The organism is Franconibacter sp. IITDAS19, assembly GCF_023079515.1.
GTDB lineage: Bacteria > Pseudomonadota > Gammaproteobacteria > Enterobacterales > Enterobacteriaceae > Franconibacter > Franconibacter pulveris.
This window is the reverse complement of record NZ_JALJCP010000007.1, coordinates 163,656-181,985: the sequence shown is the minus strand read 5'-3', so window position 1 is coordinate 181,985 and position 18,330 is coordinate 163,656. Positions and strand designations below refer to the sequence as shown.

Here is an 18,330-nt window from a genome sequence, read left to right as displayed (position 1 = left end):
GAATCGATGCCGTGCGATTTTCGTCGTTCTGGCATCCTGTGCTGCGTTCCGTTTACGTCGGCGCTAACAATACAGGCTAAAGTCTGGCCGCCAGGCTAGACTTTAGTTCCACAACACTAAACCTATAAGTTGGGGAAATACAATGTTCCAGCAAGAAGTTACCATTACCGCTCCGAACGGTCTGCATACCCGCCCTGCTGCTCAGTTTGTAAAAGAAGCGAAAGGCTTCACCTCTGAGATCACTGTGACTTCCAACGGCAAAAGCGCCAGCGCGAAAAGCCTGTTCAAGCTGCAAACTCTGGGTCTGACTCAGGGCACTGTTGTGACCATTTCTGCGGAAGGCGAAGATGAGCAGAAGGCAGTTGAACATCTGGTAAAACTGATGGCTGAACTCGAGTAAATTCCGGGTTCTTTTCAAAATCAGTCACAAGTAAGGTAGGGTTATGATTTCAGGCATTTTAGCATCTCCGGGTATCGCCTTTGGCAAAGCACTGCTGCTGAAGGAAGATGAAATTGTCATCGACCGGAAAAAAATTTCTGCCGACAAGGTTGATCAGGAAGTTGAGCGTTTCCTGAGCGGGCGCGCTAAGGCTTCTTCTCAGCTGGAAGCGATCAAGGTGAAAGCCGGTGAGACTTTCGGTGAAGAAAAGGAAGCTATCTTCGAAGGCCACATCATGTTGCTGGAAGATGAAGAGCTGGAGCAGGAAATCATAGCCCTGATTAAGGATAAGCTCGTTACCGCGGACGCCGCGGCGCACGAGGTTATCGAAGGTCAGGCTACCGCGCTGGAAGAGCTTGACGACGAGTACCTGAAAGAGCGTGCGGCTGACGTGCGCGACATCGGCAAGCGTCTGCTGCGCAATATCCTTGGCCTCGCCATCATCGATTTAAGCGCGATTCAGGATGAAGTTATTCTGGTTGCCGCTGACCTGACCCCGTCGGAAACCGCACAGCTGAACCTGAAAAAGGTGCTCGGTTTCATCACCGACCTGGGCGGCCGCACTTCCCACACCTCTATCATGGCGCGCTCTCTTGAGCTGCCGGCGATTGTGGGCACCGGTAACGTTACCTCTCTGGTAAAAAACGACGATTACCTGATCCTCGATGCGGTTAACAACAAAGTTTACGTTAACCCGACCAACGAAGAGATCGAAGCGCTGCGCAACACTCAAGCCCAGGTGGCTGAAGAGAAAGCAGAGCTCGCCAAGCTTAAAGATCTGCCGGCTATCACGCTTGACGGCCATCAGGTTGAAGTTTGCGCCAACATCGGTACCGTGCGCGACGTCGCGGGCGCCGAGCGTAACGGCGCGGAAGGCGTAGGCCTCTATCGTACCGAATTTTTGTTCATGGACCGTGACTCGCTGCCGACTGAAGAAGAGCAGTTCCAGGCTTATAAAGCCGTGGCGGAAGCCTGCGGTTCTCAGGCGGTTATCGTTCGCACCATGGATATCGGCGGCGACAAAGAGCTGCCGTACATGAACTTCCCGAAAGAAGAGAACCCGTTCCTCGGCTGGCGCGCGATTCGTATCGCTATGGATCGTAAAGAGATCCTGCGTGACCAGCTGCGCGCCATTCTGCGCGCCTCCGCTTTCGGCAAATTGCGCATCATGTTCCCGATGATCATCTCAGTGGAAGAAGTGCGCGCGCTGAAAAAAGAGATCGAAGCGTTTAAACAAGAGCTGCGCGATGAAGGCAAAGCGTTTGACGAAACGATCGAAATTGGCGTGATGGTAGAAACCCCGGCGGCGGCGACCATCGCTCGTCACCTGGCGAAAGAGGTCGATTTCTTCAGTATCGGCACTAACGATTTGACGCAGTACACCCTGGCAGTTGACCGTGGTAATGATATGATTTCCCACCTCTACCAGCCGATGTCGCCGTCTGTGCTGAACCTGATTAAGCAAGTAATTGATGCATCTCATGCTGAAGGCAAGTGGACGGGCATGTGTGGTGAGCTTGCTGGCGATGAACGTGCTACACTTCTTTTGCTGGGGATGGGTCTGGATGAATTCAGTATGAGTGCCATTTCTATCCCGCGCATTAAGAAGATTATTCGTAACACGAACTTCGAAGATGCGAAGGTTTTAGCAGAGCAGGCTCTTGCTCAACCGACAACGGACGAGTTAATGACGCTGGTTAACAAGTTCATTGAAGAAAAAACAATCTGCTAATCCACGAGATGCGGCCCAAATTACTGCTTAGGAGAGAAGGCTAATGGGGTTATTTAGTAAGCTGTTCGGTGATAAAGGCAATAGCGACACCGGAACCATTGAGATCGTTGCTCCACTGTCCGGTGAAATCGTTAACATTGAAGACGTGCCGGATGTAGTGTTCGCAGAGAAGATTGTTGGTGATGGCATCGCTATCAAACCGACCGGCAACAAAATGGTTGCGCCGGTAGATGGCACCATTGGCAAAATCTTTGAAACCAACCATGCGTTCTCTATCGAATCCGATAGCGGCATTGAGCTGTTCGTTCACTTCGGTATCGACACCGTCGAACTGAAAGGCGAAGGCTTTAAGCGTCTCGCTGAAGAAGGCCAGCGTGTGAAGAAAGGCGACCCGGTTATCGAGTTCGACCTGCCGCTGCTGGAAGAAAAAGCGAAATCTACGCTGACGCCGGTCGTTATCTCCAATATGGATGAAATCAAAGAGTTGATCAAACTCTCTGGTAGCGTAACCGTGGGCGAAACGCCGGTTATCCGTATCAAGAAGTAAGACTGACTCGTATTCGAAAATGGCGCCGCAAGGCGCCATTTTTTTATCCTTCGGCCCCTTATCGGACTCTGAACTATGCGCCGCTGGCGTTCCCTCTGGCTGTGCTTCATTGCCCTGCTGCTGCCCGCCCCATGGCTTTATGCGGGTTCTCCCGGCCCTTACGTGCTGGCGTTTATCGACATTTCCGCCCCACCGCTCAACGACGGCCAGGCCCTTACCGCCGCGCTGCGTAAAGCGCCATCAGTAGCGGAAAGAGAAACCTGTTTTTTATGCGAGGAAAGCGCTCAGGTTGAGGTGCTCTATCTTTATCGTCTGCCGCCGGGTCTGTCAGCAGACGCGCTGCGCCTTGCCGTCAGAGGCGATGAAAATGCCCGTAACCGGATGCAGCAACAACTCGCGGCGTTTGAAGATAAAGATGGCTATCAGGTGGATGGATTGCTTATTTACGAGCATCTTCCCGGTGTAGTCAGCATTTATGCGATGCCTGCCCTGCCGGGTAAAGCGTTGCACCGGGTAAGTAGGCCCGTAAAACGTTACCTTTCGCAGCAGAGCCTGGACAGGCTGCTTGAGGACGCGGCGGCGACAATTCCACGTGAAATCTAAACCGGCGGACGTTTGCGTCCGCCGCCACGGTTAAATGCCTGCGCCCTGGCTGTAGCTTTCTTCCCCGAATACGCCGGTCGAAAGGTAGCGGTCGCCGCGATCGCAGATAATCGCCACGACTACCGCGCCGGGGTTTGCCTGCGCAACGCGCAACGCGCCCGCTACCGCCCCGCCGGAACTCACGCCGCAGAAAAGTCCTTCTTTACGCGCCAGCTCGCGGGTGGTGTTCTCCGCATCAAGCTGGCTGATATCCAGCACCTCATCCACCAGCGACGCGTTGAAAATGCCCGGCAGATATTGCTGGGGCCAGCGGCGAATTCCCGGAATGCTGCTGCCTTCTTCCGGCTGCAGGCCGACAATTGTCACCTTTTTCGCCTGTTCGCGCAGAAAGCGGCTCACGCCCGTAATAGTGCCCGTTGTCCCCATGCTGGAAACAAAGTGCGTAATGCGCCCTTCAGTTTGCCGCCAGATTTCAGGCCCCGTGGTGGTGTAATGCGCGTAAGGGTTATCAGGGTTATTAAACTGGTCCAGCACCTTACCTTCACCGCGCTCGCCCATCTCTTTCGCCAGATCGCGCGCGCCTTCCATTCCCTGCTCGCGGCTTACCAGAATCAGTTCCGCGCCGTAAGCCTGCATCGCCGCCTTGCGCTCCATGCTCATGTTGTCCGGCATAAGCAGCTTCATACGGTAGCCTTTCAGGGCCGCTATCATCGCCAGCGCGATGCCGGTATTGCCGCTGGTCGCCTCAATCAGCACATCGCCGGGCTTAATCTCGCCACGCTTTTCCGCCTCGGTAATCATCGAGAGCGCCGCACGGTCTTTCACCGAACCCGCCGGGTTGTTGCCTTCGAGCTTGACCCAAATTTCGGCGCCGTTGGTCAGCCCGGTCCGCTGCAGCCGCACCAGAGGCGTATTGCCGATAGTCTGTTCTAATGTGTTCACGTCAGTCTGTCCAAAGCATAAAAAAAGCGGCCACGGGGCCGCTTGCTCGTCGTGTAGGACGTTAACCTATCAGGCCGTCTCAGCCAGAGCAACACTCTGGATCCGCTCATCGCCGTTGTAAAGACGGGCGTGCTGCAGGCCCACATAGAGACGCTCGCCGCGGTGCGGCACATAGTCTTCGCGCAGCACGACCGTTAGCGGTTCGTCATACCAGCCGAGCGGCTGCACGACCAGTTGCATATAGTGTCCCTTCGGACTCACTTCCAGCACCTGCACCGGGAGCGGCGAATCAAGGCTGGTGCGGCGGCTTACGTCCACTTCCCACGGGCGCAGGAACAGGTCAACCGGCCCCTGGTGCGCAGGAGAAAAACCAAGCGGCCAGCGGTGTGCGCCGACGTGGAACTGGCTGCCGCGCACGGTGCCCTTCAGCCGGTTAACTTCGCCAAGGAACTCCAGCACGAAGCGCGTGGCGGGTTCACGCCACACCTGCTCCGGCGCATCAGCCTGTTCGATATGGCCCTGGCTCATCACCACCACGCGGTCGGCCACTTCCATCGCCTCTTCCTGATCGTGGGTAACGAAAACGCTGGTGAATTTTAACTCTTCGTGCAGCTCGCGCAGCCAGCGGCGCAGCTCTTTACGCACCTGGGCGTCCAGTGCGCCGAAAGGCTCGTCGAGCAGCAGGATTTGCGGCTCCACCGCCAGCGCGCGAGCCAACGCCACGCGCTGTTTCTGGCCGCCGGAAAGCTGCGCCGGATAGCGGTCCGCCAGATGAGAAAGCTGCACCATCTCAAGCAACTGCGTCACTTTTTGTTTGATAGCCGCCGCGTTCGGGCGCTCGCGCCTTGGCAACACGGTCAGGCCGAACGCGATATTGTCGAACACCGACATATGGCGAAACAGCGCATAGTGTTGAAACACAAACCCCACCTTACGGTCGCGGGCATGCAGGCGGCTCACGTCGGTGCCGTGAAAGCGAATGCGCCCGCTGGTCTGATGCTCAAGCCCCGCGATAATACGCAGCAGCGTCGTTTTACCGGAGCCGGAAGGCCCCAGCAGCGCTACCATCTGGCCGGAAGGGATATCCAGTGAGATATCATTCAGCACCTGGGTGCGACCAAAAGACTTCTTAATATTGGCAATCTCAATGCTCATGATTTCCCTCCTGTTGCCCGCGTTTTTCCTGATTATTCAGGCGCCACTGCAACGCACTCTTCAAAAACAGGGTCAAAATAGCCATTAACGTCAGCAGGGCGGCGGCGGTAAACGAACCCACCGCGTTGTAATCCTGCTGCAGTAATTCAATCTGTAAAGGCAGCGAAAGCGTTTCGCCGCGAATCGAGCCGGATACCACCGACACCGCGCCAAACTCGCCGATAGCGCGCGCGTTAGTCAGCACCACGCCATACAGCAACGCCCAACGGATATTCGGCAGCGTTACGCGGCGAAACATCTGCCAGCCGGAAGCGCCAAGCAAAATAGCCGCTTCATCTTCCTGGCTGCCCTGGCTCAGCATGACCGGCACCAGCTCGCGCACCACAAACGGACAGGTGACGAAGATAGTCACCAGCACCATGCCCGGCCAGGCGAACATAATCTGCATATCATGTTCATCCAGCCAGCCGCCGAGCGGGCCGTTAGAGCCGTAAAAGAGCAGATACACCAGGCCCGCCACCACCGGCGAGACGGCAAACGGAATATCAAGCAGCGTCAGCAATAATTGGCGGCCGCGAAAGTCAAAGCGCGTCACCAGCCAGGCGAGTAAAGTACCGAACACCAGGTTCACCGGCACCGTGATAAGCGCGATCAGCACGGTCAGCCAGATGGCGTGCAGCATGTCCGGGTCGGCGATATTTTCCAGCACCGGCATCAGCCCCTTCGAAAAGGCCTGCGCGAAGATAGAAATCATCGGCACCAGCAGGATCAGGCAGGAAACCAGCACGCCTGTGCCGATAAGCAACCATTTGCCCCAGTTCACGCCGGGGCGATCGTAATTTTTCACTTCAGTAACTTCAGCCATTAGTGACCTACCACGCGCCGGCCAAAGCGGCTTTGCAGAGTGTTAATGCCAAACAGCAGCAACAGCGAAGCGGCGAGGATCACTGAAGCGATAGCGCTGGCCGCCGGGTAATCAAACTCCTGCAACCGTACGAAAATCATCAGCGAGGTGACCTCGGTCTTCCAGGCGATGTTGCCGGCGATAAAAATCACCGCGCCGAATTCGCCAAGGCTGCGGGTAAACGAGAGCGCCACGCCAGCCATCAGCGCCGGAGAAAGTTCCGGCAGCACCACTTTACGAAAGCTCTGCCAGCGGGTGGCGCCGAGCGTCTGCGCGGCTTCTTCGTATTCCGGGCCTAACTCTTCCAGTACAGGCTGCACGGTACGCACGACAAAGGGAATGCTGGTGAACGCCATCGCCACGGCGATGCCAAGCCAGGTATAGGTCACTTTAATGTCGAACTGCGCCAGCCATTCGCCGTAAAGCCCGTTCACGGAGAAAAGCGAAGCGAGGGTCAGGCCCGCCACCGCCGTCGGCAGGGCGAAAGGCAAGTCCATCAGCGCATCCAGCAGCGTACGGCCAGGAAACTGATAGCGGGTTAAGATCCACGCCATCAATAACCCGAATACGCCATTAAATACCGAGGCCACCGCCGCGGAGAGCAGCGTCACTTTATACGCTGCCACTACCTGCGGGTTGGTAATCACTTCCCAGTACTGCTCCCAGCTCATCTGGGCGAGCTGCATCACCAGCGCGCTAAGCGGCAACAGAAGAATCAGACAAACAAACAACAGGCTGGTGCCAAGGCTCAAGGTAAAGCCCGGCAACACACGCTTAGAGACTGCAAACATTACTTACGCCCCGCCGCGACCAGCCGGTCAAATTCGCCGCCGCTGTTGAAGTGGGTTTTCATCGCTTCCGGCCAGCCGCCGAATTTATCCTCCACGCGGAAAAGGTCGGTCTGCGGGAATTTATCCTTCAGCTTGTCCATTACTGCCGGGTTGTTCACGCGGTAGTAATAGTTGGTGATGATCTGCTGCGCCGTCGGGCTATAGAGATAGTTCAGATAAGCCTTCGCCGCCTTCTCGGTGCCGTTGGCTTTAACGTTTTTATCAATCCACGCCACCGGGAACTCCGCCAGGATATTGACCTTCGGCACGACGACCTCGTAACCCTCTTTTTCGTACTGATTGCGGATGTTGTTCACTTCCGACTCAAAGCTAATCAGTACGTCGCCCAGGCCACGTTCAACAAAGGTGGTGGTCGCACCGCGACCGCCGGTATCGAACACCTCAACGTTTTTCAAAAACTGCGTCATGAACTGTTCGGTTTTGGCTTTATCACCGCCGTCGGCGTTGTCCGCGGCGCCCCAGGCGGCTAAATAGGTGTAACGGGCATTACCGGAGGTTTTCGGGTTCGGGAAAATAAGCTTCACATCCGGGCGCACCAGGTCGCTCCAGTCGTGAATATTTTTCGGGTTGCCCTTACGCACCAGGAAAGCCATGGTGGAATACAACGGCGAGCTGTTATTCGGCAAACGGCTTTGCCAGTCGGCCGGGATGAGCTTGCCTTTATCATGCAGGATCTGAACGTCGGTCACCTGGTTATAAGTTACAACGTCTGCTTTTAAGCCCTGCAGAATGGCCAGCGCCTGCTTGGACGAGCCTGCGTGCGACTGCTTTATGGTCAGCTTGTCGCCGTTATTCTCTTTTTCCCACTGCTGCGCAAAAGGTGGGTTAAGGGCGGCAAAAAGCTCGCGGGAAACGTCGTAAGAGCTGTTCAACAGCTCGGTTGCCTGAGCGTGTCCTGCCATTAACAGAGAGATGGCGATTGCACTCCATGCTTTTCTAGTGATTTTAACGGCCATTGCGCACCCTTATAAATGTGATGACGATCAGGCATCAGTTTATTTATAACGGGCATTAAAGCTGTAACGCTTTTATATACCGTTTAGCGATTTGCAATTGCGAAAGGATATAAGCCAGCGGCGCGACGGAAAGCCGCGCCGCGAGGGGGTTAAAGCGCGAAAAGCCTCTCGAGAGAGGGGGCGAAATAGTAGCCGCCAGTAACTGGCTTTGTGAAGCGCAGCATGGCGTCGCGCTTGCCGTCTTTATCGCCGAACATGCTCAGCAACTGCTGCTCAATGTTATAAAGACGCGCGCAGTAGGCGCAGAAGTAGAGACCGTGCACCCCGCTTGCCGTGCCGTAAGGCAGGCTCTGGCGCACAATTTTCAGGCCCTTGCCCTCTTCTTTGAGATCAACGCGAGTCAGATGGGAAGTAACCGGACGCGCATCGCCGTCAATCTCTTCGTTGGCCACTTTGGTACGGCCAATCATCATCTCCTGATCCGGCACGCTCATGCGGTTAAGCTGCTTCAGGTTATGCTCCCAGCGCTGCACAAAGACATAACTGCCGCCCGCGTCCACGCCGTCGTTAATCACCGCAACGGCGCGACGCGTCTCTTCGCCGGCCGGGTTCTCGGTGCCATCGACAAAGCCGCTCAGGTCACGCTCTTCCACCCAGCGGAAGCCGTGCGTTTCTTCCTGCACGTTGAGCGTGTCGCCAAAGGCCGCCAGTGCGGCCTGCGCAACGGAAAAGTTCACGTCATGGCGCAGAGAAAGGATGTGTATCAGCACGTCGTGCTGGGTGGCGGGCGCCAGTCCTTTACCAAGCGGGGTAAAGTTTTTCAGCTCCTGCGCCCCTACCCCGCCGCTTAATTCACGCCAGAGGTCATGGCCGAAGCCTATCACCACCCCGAGGCTGGCTTCCGGGAACTGCGCCTGAAAGGTCGCGACTTTATCAGCGAAGGCTTTACAGCCCTGACGCAGCGCGTCGCGATCGCCCTGCGCTTTCGCTTCCAGCCAAATGGCGGCGCGGCAATGTTCCGGCAAAATGCCGCTTTGAACCTGAGACATCTCTCCTCCAGCAAAAACGATGCCACGAAGGTGGCATGAATCGGGCTATTGTACCCGATTTTTTTGCCGGCGCGTTGCGCTAAAACAAGCCGTTAACGGCGCCAGACTATCTTGTGCAGCGTCCATTTTTTCAGGGCATCGTCAGAAGGCATTAACCCTTCAGGGCCGCGCCATTCGCCGGTAAAAACGTAGCTGACATGATGACTGCCGGGCGCCTGACACTCCACGCCGTCGCTGTCGTCATCCAGCGCTTTTTTACAGGCGCCATACGCTTTGTCATACAGATCGCTGAAAGGCGTGCCAATCTTAACGCCGCTGTCGGTCTCAATATCGTTATCCAGCACATCGATACGGCTGACTTTGTCGTTTTCGCCGTTAATTACTACGGCAAGCTTGTCATCCTTCAGCGCTTCGAAATAGCGCACCACCGCGCCGCCCTGCGTTTTCATCCCGCTGCGCAAGCGATAATCATCGCCCAGCGCGTCGGCGATCGCCTCTTCTTTCAGCGGCGTGTCGGCAGTGATATCCCCTAAGCCGTTTTCGGTCACTTCAAGCGACGAGCCAAACCAGTTCCACGGCGCGGCGGCGGACCAGTGTACGTTCGATAGCGTGGAACAGCCCGTCAACACGAGCGGCAGACCGCAGAGCAGCAAACGCAGGTTTTTCATTTTTTATCCCTTTCTTAAGCATTATCGCTTGTTGGAACCTCTAAACCGAAAAAAGTGCCGGTTAATCTGTATCGGGCGTAAAGCAGGCACGCAACCGGGCGTTAAACCCAAGCCACCAGAGCGCGAAGAGGTCGGCGGCCAGCAGAATCATCGCCGCCCCGCTCTGCCCTTCATTGTTTGCCAGCATAAACAGCTGTGAGGTTAGCAGCCAGACCTGGGTAACGATAAGCACCCAGCGCCAGGCGCGCCATAGCCGTGGGAAGCGCTCCCGTCGCCCGCTTAGCAGAAAAGCCAGCGCCGCCGGCACGCCGGTCAGCAAGCCGAGCCAGAAGGCGGCGCGGTCGGGGTAAAAGAGCGCGAGCAGCGCTTCTCCTTGCTCCCGCGATGCGCCCGCCAGCACAAACAGCGCCCAGGTGCGCGCTTGCAACAGCAGCACGCCCCAGAACAGCGCGGGCAGCTTCAGCAGCCCCTGGCTGTCGTAGTCGGAAGGTAAAAACATGTATAAATTCCGGGATCCGCCGTCATAAAAGGCAGAATTATGTCACCCTGTAAGGGTGCGAAGAAAGCGCTTCGCACGAGATAACCAAAAGGAGATTGAGATGAAAAAACGTAGCATTGCGTTGTTATTTGCGACGGCCGCGCTGACGGCGGCCCCGGCTATCGCCCAGAAGGGAGGGTTTAGCGGTCCGGATAACACCACCGCCGCCGCGAAAGGCGGCTTCGTTGGGCCGGATGCGGCCAGCACGACGGTGGAACAGGCAAAAAGCCTGCGCGATGACGCCTGGGTGGCGCTGGAAGGCAACATCGTGCGTAAGATTGGCAAAGAGCTTTATGAGTTCCGCGACGCAAGCGGCTCTGTCAATGTGGAAATTGACGATCACGTCTGGAACGGCGTCACTGTCACCCCGAACGACAAAGTGCGTATCGAGGGGGAAGTGGATAAAGACTGGAACTCCGTTGAAATCGACGTGAAAAAAGTGACCAAAGGCTAAGCGCTTTTCACCCGGCCCTGCGCCGGGTGACCATTAATATTCCTGGTCTTCAATCAGCCGCTTGCCAAGGCTTATCACATCCTGGTGCTCGTAACCCAGACGTTCATACATACCCAGCACCACGTCGTTATCCTCGCGGATCTGAATGTTGATTTTCGGGCAGCCGCGGGCGATGAGTTTTTTCTCAAGACGGCTTAATAACGCATTGGCGATGCCGCGTCCGCGAAACTCCGGGTGTACGCCCAGGTAGTACGCCGAGCCGCGATGCCCGTCGTAGCCGCCCATTACTGAACCCACGACTTCGCCGTTCACTTCGGCGACCAGGAACAGATCGGGGTCGTGGTTCAGCTTGCGCTCAATGTCCATTTCCGGATCGTTCCAGGGGCGCAGCAGGTCGCAACGCTCCCAGAGGGTAATGACCTCTTCGAAATCTGGCTGGCGAAAAACACGTATCTCCATGGTATTACCCATCTTTTGCGCAATAAAAACAGTGATTATGGCGCTATCTGTTGCAATAGCCAATATCCCCGGCAAAACTTCGCGAAAAATGGCATACTACCCTTTCGCCTCGCCTTGAAATGAAAAGTAAAACTTTTCCCGCTACGGAATGTCGTCCCCTGAAGAGCGATACGCTATAACACTGCGGGACCATAAAAACAGAAGTCAGGACGCATGAGCACTATTAAGCCCTTAAAAAAACTCACATCGCGCCGTCAGCTGCTGCTTACGGGCCTCGCAGCCCTGACGGTTACCGGCATTAACAAAGCCCTTGCTAAAGAAGAGAAACCGCTCGCCACCAGTAACAGCCACAGCAAGCCGAAAGCCAAAAAAGCGGGCGCGAAGCGCGTGGTGATGCTCGACCCGGGCCACGGCGGCATCGATACCGGCGCTATTGGCCATAACGGCTCAAAAGAGAAACACGTGGTGCTGGCGATTGCCAAAAAAGTGCGCGCTATTCTGCGCGCGCGAGGTATCGACGCCCGCCTTACCCGCAGCGACGACACCTTTATTCCGCTCTATGACCGGGTGGAGATAGCCCACCAGCATGGCGCGGATCTCTTTATGTCAATTCACGCCGATGGTTTCACCAGCCCCACCGCCGCAGGCGCGTCGGTTTTTGCGCTCTCTAACCGCGGGGCGAGTAGCGCCATGGCGAAATACCTCTCCGATCGCGAAAACGCCGCCGACGACGTAGCGGGCAGCCGGGTAAAAAATAAAGATCACTATCTGCAACAGGTGCTGTTCGACCTGGTGCAGACCGATACCATTAAAAACAGCCTTACGCTCGGCTCGCATATCCTGCGCCAGATTAAACCGGTGCATCGCCTGCACAGCCGGTCGACCGAACAGGCGGCGTTTGTGGTGCTCAAATCGCCTTCCATCCCTTCCGTGCTGGTAGAAACCTCTTTTATTACCAATCCGGAAGAGGAAAAGCTGCTCGGCACCAATGCGTTTCGCCAGAAAATCGCTACCGCTATCGCCAACGGCGTCATCAGCTATTTCAACTGGTTCGATAACCATAAAGCCCATTCGAAGCGAGGCTAACCGATGCAACCAGACATTCAGTTAGTAAAAACGTTCCTGCTCGATTTGCAGGACCGCATCTGCCAGCAGCTGGCGGCTATCGACGGCGCCGCGTTTGTTGAAGATGCCTGGCAGCGCGAGGGCGGCGGCGGCGGTCGCAGCCGCGTTCTGCGCGAAGGAAACGTCTTCGAACAGGCGGGCGTTAACTTTTCGCACGTTCATGGCGATGCGATGCCCGCGTCCGCCACCGCGCACCGCCCGGAGCTGGCGGGACGCAGCTTCGAGGCGATGGGCGTTTCGCTGGTCGTGCATCCGCGCAACCCTTATGTACCGACAAGCCACGCCAACGTGCGTTTTTTCATCGCCGAGAAGCCGGGCGCCGACCCGGTCTGGTGGTTTGGCGGCGGCTTTGACTTAACGCCCTTTTACGGTTTTGAAGAAGACGCCGTGCACTGGCACCGAACGGCGCGTAATCTCTGCCAGCCTTTTGGCGAAGAGGTTTACCCGCGTTACAAAAAGTGGTGCGACGATTATTTCTTTCTTAAGCACCGCAACGAGCAGCGCGGCATTGGCGGTCTGTTCTTTGATGACCTCAATACGCCTGACTTCGACCACGCCTTTCGCTTTATGCAGGCGGTGGGCAACGGCTATCTGGACGCTTACCTGCCTATCGTCGAACGTCGCAAGGCGCAGCCCTGGGGCGAGCGCGAGCGCGACTTCCAGCTCTACCGTCGCGGGCGCTATGTGGAGTTCAATCTGGTGTGGGATCGCGGCACGCTGTTTGGCCTGCAAACCGGCGGGCGCACCGAATCTATTTTGATGTCGATGCCGCCGCTGGTGCGCTGGGAGTACAACTACCAGCCTGAAGAGGGCAGCCCGGAAGCGGCCCTCTACCGCGATTTCCTGCCGGTTCGCGAATGGGTATAACTACCGCGGCGCCCGTGAAAAGGCGCCGTTATTTTTTGAATCGTCCGTTCGCCACGTCATCCGGCGTCACGACCCCGCTGTCCAGCACCCAGCCGCTAATCAGCGCCGCTGGCGTAACGTCAAACGCCGGGTTGTAAACCCGCGCATTTTCCGGCGCCCACTGCACCGCGCCAAAGCTGCCCGCCACGCCCGTCACCTCGGCTGGTGCCCGTTGCTCAATGGGGATAGCCGCGCCGTTCGGACAATCCGGGTCAAGCGTGGTCTGCGGCGCGGCAACATAAAACGGAATATGATGAAACTTCGCCAGCACCGCGAGGCTGTAAGTGCCGATTTTATTCGCCACGTCGCCATTGGCGGCGATACGGTCCGCGCCCACCCAAATAGCGTCCACCAGCCCCTGCGCCATCAGGCTCGCCGCCATCGAGTCGGTAATCAGCTGATAAGGGATGCCGAGCTCGCCAAGCTCCCACGCCGTTAAGCGACCACCCTGCAACAAAGGTCGGGTTTCATCCACCCAGACGTTGGCGACCTTACCTTCATCAAACGCCTGGGCGATAACGCCAAGCGCAGTGCCCACGCCCGCTGTCGCCAGCCCGCCTGTATTGCAGTGGGTGAGCAGGCGGCTGCCTGGCTTCACAAGCTGGCTGCCCGCCCGGGCGATGCGGTCGCACAGTTCGCGGTCTTCCTGCACCAGGCGAACCGCTTCGGCTTCCAGCGCGGCGGCGACGTTCTCCTGCGCAAGCGCCTCTTTCATGCGGTCGAGGTTATTCATCAGATTAACTGCCGTGGGCCGCGCGGCGCGCAGCGTTTCGAGGGCATGGGTTAGTTCTTTCCGGCTCAGGCCGCGTTCGCCCAGCAGCGCCAGCAGCAGGCTTGCCGACAGGCCAATCAGCGGCGCACCGCGCACCCGCAGCGCATGAATATGGCCGACCAGCGCCTCTACGCTGTCGGCGGGGAGCCAGTTTTTCTGCTGCGGCAGCGCCTGCTGGTCGAGGATCCAGAGCTTATTGTCCACCACCCGCAGGCTGGTTGTCTGAAGTGTCTGCATGAGTTAAATCCCTGTTGCGTTATTGTGGCGTATTGTGTCAGGATGCGGAACGGATGTATAGACGTCTGAACGGCTTTATAACCTGATTGCATGAGGATATTCGCAATGTCGCACTACCGAACCTTCACGGCCCACGACGCAGTGGCTTACGCGCAACAGTTTGGCGGACTGGCGGATCCGGCCAGCCTTGTGGAAGCGCAGGAAGTAGGCGACGGCAACCTCAATCTGGTGTTTAAAATTTTTGATACCCAGGGCGTTAGCCGCATTATCGTCAAGCAGGCGCTGCCTTATGTCCGCTGCGTAGGCGAATCCTGGCCGCTGACGCTCGACCGCGCGCGGCTTGAAGCGCAGACGCTGGTCGAACACTACAAACATTGCCCGCAGCATACGGTAAAAATTCACCATTACGACGCGGAGCTGGCGGTGATGGTAATGGAAGATCTCTCAAGCCACCGCATCTGGCGCGGCGAGTTGATAAGCGGCGTCTATTACCCGCAAGCGGCGAGCCAGCTTGGTGAATACCTGGCGCAGACGCTGTTTCATACCAGCGATTTTTATCTCCATCCCCACGAGAAAAAAGCCCAGGTGGCGCGCTTTATCAACCCCGAGATGTGCGAAATCACCGAAGATCTTTTCTTCAACGACCCGTATCAGATTCATGAGCGTAATAACTACCCGGCAGAACTGGAGCCGGAAGTCGCGGCGCTGCGTGACGATGCGCAGCTCAAAACCGCCGTCGCCGCGCTCAAGCACCGCTTTTTTTCTCACGCCGAAGCGCTGCTGCACGGCGATATCCATAGCGGCTCGATTTTTGTCGCTGACGGCAGCCTGAAGGCGATTGACGCCGAGTTTGGCTATTTTGGCCCGGTCGGTTTTGACGTCGGCACCGCCATCGGCAACCTGCTGCTGAACTATTGCGGCCTGCCGGGACAGCTTGGCATTCGCGAGGCGGCAAGCGGCCGCGACCAGCGTCTTGCGGATATTGTCGAACTGTGGAACACCTTCGCCGAGCGCTTCCAGTGGCTTGCGCGGGAGAAGACCCGCGATGCGGCGCTCACCTTCCCCGGCTACGCCAGCGAGTTTCTGAAGAAAGTCTGGGCAGACGCTATCGGCTTTGCTGGCACGGAGCTGATTCGCCGAAGCGTCGGGCTTTCCCACGTGGCGGATATCGACACCATTCAGGATAAAGAGATGAAGCTCTCCTGCCTGCGCCACGCCATTGAGCTTGGCAAAGCGCTGATTGTGCTGGCCCCGCGCATCGACAGCGCCGACGAGCTGGTCGCCCGGGTGCGGCAGTACGGTTAAGCGTTTTCTCCTTCCCCTCTCCCCAACGGGGAGAGGGGGAAAATCCTCCGCCCTTGCCAACCGCGCTTTTCGGTCCCCTCTCCCTTGTAGTTAACTAACTACCCGCTACGCTTCTGCCACCCCCCATCATTTATGGGGAAGCGGTAATCGTCTGTCCGACACAGCTGATGGCACAGTTAAAATCGGAATAAAAGTTCTTTAATAAGGTCCAGTCGGGAGTGAGCGGTCTACAGGGTGTTCGGTTAAGCGGAACGTAATGAAAAAGACTTTTAAGTCTGGTACTCAGTTGGGACAAAATGCCGCCTTTAGAGGCGGCATTGAATCACTCTAACTTGCATCCCATTGCGATCTGCTTCCTGAAAATCAATGCAGTACGGATCTGGTAATGTCAGCTCCTGGCACGAAGCGGGCAAGTGTGAAGGTCTGCTATGAGCGAGAAGCAGACCTCAAAACACCCTTTTTTCAATTTGCAATATGAAAATAAGCAATCCAATATTACTTTACTAGATGAGTATCAATGAAAAATTATGTTTTTTTTAAAAGCACAAGCTGAAATTATATAGCTTGTGCTTTTTGGTTAAAAATTAAGAAAAAGATAATATTGATTGTAGTTTGTCTTTCAGAACCTTAGCTCTACCTTTAGGTATGTATGAAACATTTAGACGCTTACATATTTCTTCAACTTCAGCGTTATCATGCACTGAGTAAACTATAATTTTCCTTCCGCTAATGCCTTTGGTTCTGGCTTGTTGAGCTATAAACAACCCTCTGAATTCCTGAAAGACATTTTCTTTTTGTTTTATTGAGGCTTCAAGCTCTGGTGAAACAGGTACGTTTAAGTCTAAAACTAAGGCCGAGTATTCATTAATGTTAGCATTATTGATTTCTTCATAGGCATCATTAACTGATGTTATAAATTTAACTGAAAAACCTAATGATTCGCTAAAATCCTCTATCCAATCAAGAAACATTGGTTCATCATCAAGTATGAATATTTTTTTCATTTTAAAAACCCATTTGGTATTCTAATTTCGAATTTTGTCATCCCTGCTAATGAATGATGAGCTGAGATTGACCCTTTAAATGCATTTTCTATAATTAACTTACATATGTGAAGTCCGAGGCCTGAACCAGATGATGTTCTTTGTTTTGCGCTTTTAGCCCTATATCCAATTTCAAATAAGTCTTCATCATTGGAGAAAGGCTCACTGTGACCTTCAAAAGTGATGATGAGATCATTTGATTTTTTTTGTATATTGTTTTTTATTACTAATGTGGTATTTGGCTTCCCATATTTCACACCGTTATCAATTAAGTTCATGAACACTTGCTTTAATAAATTAGGGTCTCCATTAACACAGTTCTGAACTGTTCTGTTTTCTAACTCAATTCTAATATGATCATGCTGCCCATGATCTTGAAAAAATTGTGCGGACTCAATAATTGCTTGAGGTATGACTGTGGTTTTGAGAGACGAGTGTGATATTGATGCTGTATTTCCAGAAGCATATTCTGCAAAATAAGAAAGATTTCGTATTAGTGAAACTGTATATTCTAATTGTGATCTAGCTCGGCGCAAACGTTGTTCTCTTTTATGTTCTGGAACAACACCATCGATTAGATTATCAAGTGCACCAATAACTCCACTCATTGGGTTAATTGCTTGATGAGTAATGTTCTGAATTAAAAACAACGTTTCTTTATTGTCCATTTATTGACCTTTTAAATTAATTCTAAAACAATTTCTTTTTGTATTGTGCTTATGGTGTAGTTAGATAAATCAGAAATTATCTTAATATGGTTTGCCTCTGACTCTCTTAGTTCTCTGGGTAGTAGTAAATGGATCAAACGTGGTGTTTTTTGAACGATTGTTGGGGCTTCTTTAAGAACAAAGAATAGGTATGCTAAAAGCACCCTAGTAGAATATTTATCAAAGCATTGTAAGTTTACTTTGGTTACATCAATCCAATCGAAGTAATCAATTGCGGTATGTTCTTTAAAATAGAATCCATAGCCTGTATTTGCATCTAATATTCTTTGAGAAATTAGCTCACTAAACGAGTGTAATAGCCATAGTTTTGCCTGTGACACTTCACCAATTTCGGGGGATAAAGAATTTGTTATCCTAAGAAGAAGATCTATTGATGGGGCAAAAATTTCAATATTCGAGTCTATCTCAGGCTTTAGACCATATTTTTTTGCTATTTGTGGATGTAAATTCAACTTTGCACAAAGATCTACTGCCCCCCAAAATCTAATGAGTGGTTTTTTATTTGCTTTATTCCAAAGCCTAATTTGATCTATTGCTTGCGGTGACAGTGAAGAACTTGTTACAAATAGCAGTATATCTGCAACATGAGTTTCAGCATAAGAAATTTTATTCCAAATAGTAGGCCAATCAACAGAGGAGGTGTAACGTTTACACTCTATATACCATCTTTGTTTTTGATACTGCCCAGATAAATCTGATATAAAATAATCACCTTCTATATCACGACCTAAATCACTACCAGGTGTTCTCCAAACTGAATTTCTTAATCCCAAGGCCGTGACGACATCAAAAGTTAAATTTTCGAATTTTGTTGGAGATAAGCTCAGGAGTTCCATTCTACTACCTCTAAGGGATATTTGCTCTTACCGTATTCTCTACGGTATCAAGGAATTTAAGCTAACCCTGCTAACTTTAAT

21 protein-coding genes are annotated in these 18,330 nt (G+C 54.0%); 8 read left to right on the top strand and 13 right to left on the bottom strand.

The features are described 5' to 3' along the window. Positions 1–142: 142 nt before the first annotated feature. From ptsH to MT962_RS16925, 4 genes are all read left to right on the top strand, one after another. Complete coding sequence (ptsH, locus tag MT962_RS16940; protein WP_000487600.1) at positions 143–400, top strand: phosphocarrier protein Hpr; 258 nt, start codon at positions 143–145, stop codon at positions 398–400. 43 nt (positions 401–443) lie between these two features. After that, a complete protein-coding gene (gene ptsI, locus MT962_RS16935; RefSeq protein WP_024559071.1) occupies positions 444–2,171 on the top strand; it encodes a phosphoenolpyruvate-protein phosphotransferase PtsI in 1,728 nt (575 codons plus the stop codon). 43 nt (positions 2,172–2,214) lie between these two features. Further along, positions 2,215–2,718 carry a PTS glucose transporter subunit IIA gene (gene crr / locus MT962_RS16930; protein WP_024555239.1) on the top strand — a complete coding sequence of 168 codons (504 nt, stop codon included), beginning with the start codon at positions 2,215–2,217 and terminating at the stop codon, positions 2,716–2,718. Between the two features lie 75 nt (positions 2,719–2,793). Beyond that, on the top strand, positions 2,794–3,321 hold the full coding sequence (locus MT962_RS16925) for a hypothetical protein (RefSeq protein ID WP_247366104.1): 528 nt from the start codon (positions 2,794–2,796) through the stop codon (positions 3,319–3,321). 30 nt (positions 3,322–3,351) lie between these two features. On the opposite strand, the gene cysM is transcribed toward MT962_RS16925, so the two are convergent. The 8 genes from cysM to MT962_RS16885 all read right to left on the bottom strand — a co-directional run bounded on the left by cysM (position 3,352) and on the right by MT962_RS16885 (position 10,345). Beyond that, entirely contained in the window at positions 3,352–4,263 is a 912-nt protein-coding gene (cysM, locus tag MT962_RS16920) for a cysteine synthase CysM (RefSeq protein ID WP_024559073.1), read from the bottom strand. A 69-nt stretch (positions 4,264–4,332) separates the two neighbouring features. Next, positions 4,333–5,418: a sulfate/thiosulfate ABC transporter ATP-binding protein CysA gene (gene cysA, locus MT962_RS16915; protein ID WP_024559074.1), complete on the bottom strand. Its 1,086-nt coding sequence runs from the start codon at positions 5,416–5,418 to the stop codon at positions 4,333–4,335. Then, the gene (cysW, locus tag MT962_RS16910; RefSeq protein WP_024559075.1) at positions 5,408–6,283 is read right to left on the bottom strand and encodes a sulfate/thiosulfate ABC transporter permease CysW; all 876 of its coding nucleotides are present in this window, start codon (positions 6,281–6,283) and stop codon (positions 5,408–5,410) included. The genes cysA and cysW overlap by 11 nt, the downstream gene beginning before the upstream one ends. Continuing rightward, positions 6,283–7,113, bottom strand: a complete 831-nt coding sequence (gene cysT, locus MT962_RS16905) for a sulfate/thiosulfate ABC transporter permease CysT (protein ID WP_024559076.1) — start codon at positions 7,111–7,113, stop codon at positions 6,283–6,285. Before cysT ends, cysW begins: the two co-directional genes overlap by 1 nt. Then, positions 7,113–8,129, bottom strand: a complete 1,017-nt coding sequence (locus tag MT962_RS16900) for a sulfate ABC transporter substrate-binding protein (protein WP_247366103.1) — start codon at positions 8,127–8,129, stop codon at positions 7,113–7,115. Before MT962_RS16900 ends, cysT begins: the two co-directional genes overlap by 1 nt. A gap of 149 nt (positions 8,130–8,278) precedes the next feature. Next, positions 8,279–9,178, bottom strand: coding sequence for a Dyp-type peroxidase (locus MT962_RS16895; protein ID WP_024559078.1), 900 nt, complete (start codon positions 9,176–9,178; stop codon positions 8,279–8,281). Positions 9,179–9,270: 92 nt separating this feature from the next. Then, positions 9,271–9,846, bottom strand: coding sequence for an RpoE-regulated lipoprotein (locus tag MT962_RS16890; RefSeq protein WP_247366102.1), 576 nt, complete (start codon positions 9,844–9,846; stop codon positions 9,271–9,273). 61 nt (positions 9,847–9,907) lie between these two features. Further along, the gene (locus MT962_RS16885) at positions 9,908–10,345 is read right to left on the bottom strand and encodes a DUF2919 domain-containing protein (protein ID WP_024559080.1); all 438 of its coding nucleotides are present in this window, start codon (positions 10,343–10,345) and stop codon (positions 9,908–9,910) included. A gap of 100 nt (positions 10,346–10,445) precedes the next feature. On the opposite strand from MT962_RS16885, the gene MT962_RS16880 reads away from it, so the two are divergent. Continuing rightward, on the top strand, positions 10,446–10,838 hold the full coding sequence (locus MT962_RS16880) for a YgiW/YdeI family stress tolerance OB fold protein (protein WP_024559081.1): 393 nt from the start codon (positions 10,446–10,448) through the stop codon (positions 10,836–10,838). A gap of 33 nt (positions 10,839–10,871) precedes the next feature. Here MT962_RS16880 and MT962_RS16875 read toward each other — a convergent pair whose 3' ends face one another. Continuing rightward, positions 10,872–11,297, bottom strand: a complete 426-nt coding sequence (locus MT962_RS16875) for a GNAT family acetyltransferase (protein ID WP_024559082.1) — start codon at positions 11,295–11,297, stop codon at positions 10,872–10,874. Positions 11,298–11,510: 213 nt separating this feature from the next. Here MT962_RS16875 and amiA point away from each other — a divergent pair, with 213 nt between their 5' ends. Both amiA and hemF read left to right on the top strand, forming a co-directional pair. Further along, positions 11,511–12,383 (top strand): N-acetylmuramoyl-L-alanine amidase AmiA, encoded by an 873-nt coding sequence (gene amiA, locus MT962_RS16870; RefSeq protein WP_024559083.1) that lies wholly within the window; start codon positions 11,511–11,513, stop codon positions 12,381–12,383. A gap of 3 nt (positions 12,384–12,386) precedes the next feature. Continuing rightward, the gene (hemF, locus tag MT962_RS16865) at positions 12,387–13,289 is read left to right on the top strand and encodes an oxygen-dependent coproporphyrinogen oxidase (RefSeq protein ID WP_247366101.1); all 903 of its coding nucleotides are present in this window, start codon (positions 12,387–12,389) and stop codon (positions 13,287–13,289) included. Between the two features lie 28 nt (positions 13,290–13,317). Here the strand turns inward: hemF and mtnA are convergent, their stop codons facing one another. Continuing rightward, positions 13,318–14,337, bottom strand: coding sequence for an S-methyl-5-thioribose-1-phosphate isomerase (mtnA, locus tag MT962_RS16860; RefSeq protein ID WP_247366100.1), 1,020 nt, complete (start codon positions 14,335–14,337; stop codon positions 13,318–13,320). Between the two features lie 105 nt (positions 14,338–14,442). Between mtnA and mtnK the strand changes: the two genes are divergently transcribed. Next, the gene (gene mtnK, locus MT962_RS16855) at positions 14,443–15,642 is read left to right on the top strand and encodes an S-methyl-5-thioribose kinase (RefSeq protein WP_247366099.1); all 1,200 of its coding nucleotides are present in this window, start codon (positions 14,443–14,445) and stop codon (positions 15,640–15,642) included. Positions 15,643–16,226: 584 nt separating this feature from the next. Here the strand turns inward: mtnK and MT962_RS16850 are convergent. The 3 genes from MT962_RS16850 to MT962_RS16840 are packed head-to-tail and all read right to left on the bottom strand — an operon-like array spanning position 16,227 to position 18,249. After that, positions 16,227–16,646, bottom strand: coding sequence for a hypothetical protein (locus tag MT962_RS16850; RefSeq protein ID WP_247366098.1), 420 nt, complete (start codon positions 16,644–16,646; stop codon positions 16,227–16,229). Then, entirely contained in the window at positions 16,643–17,353 is a 711-nt protein-coding gene (locus tag MT962_RS16845; protein WP_247366097.1) for a HAMP domain-containing sensor histidine kinase, read from the bottom strand. The genes MT962_RS16850 and MT962_RS16845 overlap by 4 nt, the downstream gene beginning before the upstream one ends. Before the next feature lie 11 nt (positions 17,354–17,364). Then, a complete protein-coding gene (locus tag MT962_RS16840; protein WP_247366096.1) occupies positions 17,365–18,249 on the bottom strand; it encodes a restriction endonuclease in 885 nt (294 codons plus the stop codon). Between the last annotated feature and the right edge of the window lie 81 nt (positions 18,250–18,330).

What these genes read in the sequence shown, in the direction of transcription:
- ptsH (WP_000487600.1), top strand. Translation starts at nt 143, where the DNA reads ATGTTCCAGCAAGAAGTTACCATTACCGCTCCGAACGGTCTGCATACC.
- ptsI (WP_024559071.1), top strand. Translation starts at nt 444, where the DNA reads ATGATTTCAGGCATTTTAGCATCTCCGGGTATCGCCTTTGGCAAAGCA.
- crr (WP_024555239.1), top strand. Translation starts at nt 2,215, where the DNA reads ATGGGGTTATTTAGTAAGCTGTTCGGTGATAAAGGCAATAGCGACACC.
- MT962_RS16925 (WP_247366104.1), top strand. Translation starts at nt 2,794, where the DNA reads ATGCGCCGCTGGCGTTCCCTCTGGCTGTGCTTCATTGCCCTGCTGCTG.
- cysA (WP_024559074.1), bottom strand. Translation starts at nt 5,418, where the DNA reads ATGAGCATTGAGATTGCCAATATTAAGAAGTCTTTTGGTCGCACCCAG.
- cysW (WP_024559075.1), bottom strand. Translation starts at nt 6,283, where the DNA reads ATGGCTGAAGTTACTGAAGTGAAAAATTACGATCGCCCCGGCGTGAAC.
- cysT (WP_024559076.1), bottom strand. Translation starts at nt 7,113, where the DNA reads ATGTTTGCAGTCTCTAAGCGTGTGTTGCCGGGCTTTACCTTGAGCCTT.
- MT962_RS16900 (WP_247366103.1), bottom strand. Translation starts at nt 8,129, where the DNA reads ATGGCCGTTAAAATCACTAGAAAAGCATGGAGTGCAATCGCCATCTCT.
- MT962_RS16895 (WP_024559078.1), bottom strand. Translation starts at nt 9,178, where the DNA reads ATGTCTCAGGTTCAAAGCGGCATTTTGCCGGAACATTGCCGCGCCGCC.
- MT962_RS16890 (WP_247366102.1), bottom strand. Translation starts at nt 9,846, where the DNA reads ATGAAAAACCTGCGTTTGCTGCTCTGCGGTCTGCCGCTCGTGTTGACG.
- MT962_RS16885 (WP_024559080.1), bottom strand. Translation starts at nt 10,345, where the DNA reads ATGTTTTTACCTTCCGACTACGACAGCCAGGGGCTGCTGAAGCTGCCC.
- MT962_RS16880 (WP_024559081.1), top strand. Translation starts at nt 10,446, where the DNA reads ATGAAAAAACGTAGCATTGCGTTGTTATTTGCGACGGCCGCGCTGACG.
- MT962_RS16875 (WP_024559082.1), bottom strand. Translation starts at nt 11,297, where the DNA reads ATGGAGATACGTGTTTTTCGCCAGCCAGATTTCGAAGAGGTCATTACC.
- amiA (WP_024559083.1), top strand. Translation starts at nt 11,511, where the DNA reads ATGAGCACTATTAAGCCCTTAAAAAAACTCACATCGCGCCGTCAGCTG.
- hemF (WP_247366101.1), top strand. Translation starts at nt 12,387, where the DNA reads ATGCAACCAGACATTCAGTTAGTAAAAACGTTCCTGCTCGATTTGCAG.
- mtnA (WP_247366100.1), bottom strand. Translation starts at nt 14,337, where the DNA reads ATGCAGACACTTCAGACAACCAGCCTGCGGGTGGTGGACAATAAGCTC.
- mtnK (WP_247366099.1), top strand. Translation starts at nt 14,443, where the DNA reads ATGTCGCACTACCGAACCTTCACGGCCCACGACGCAGTGGCTTACGCG.
- MT962_RS16850 (WP_247366098.1), bottom strand. Translation starts at nt 16,646, where the DNA reads ATGAAAAAAATATTCATACTTGATGATGAACCAATGTTTCTTGATTGG.
- MT962_RS16845 (WP_247366097.1), bottom strand. Translation starts at nt 17,353, where the DNA reads ATGGACAATAAAGAAACGTTGTTTTTAATTCAGAACATTACTCATCAA.
- MT962_RS16840 (WP_247366096.1), bottom strand. Translation starts at nt 18,249, where the DNA reads ATGGAACTCCTGAGCTTATCTCCAACAAAATTCGAAAATTTAACTTTT.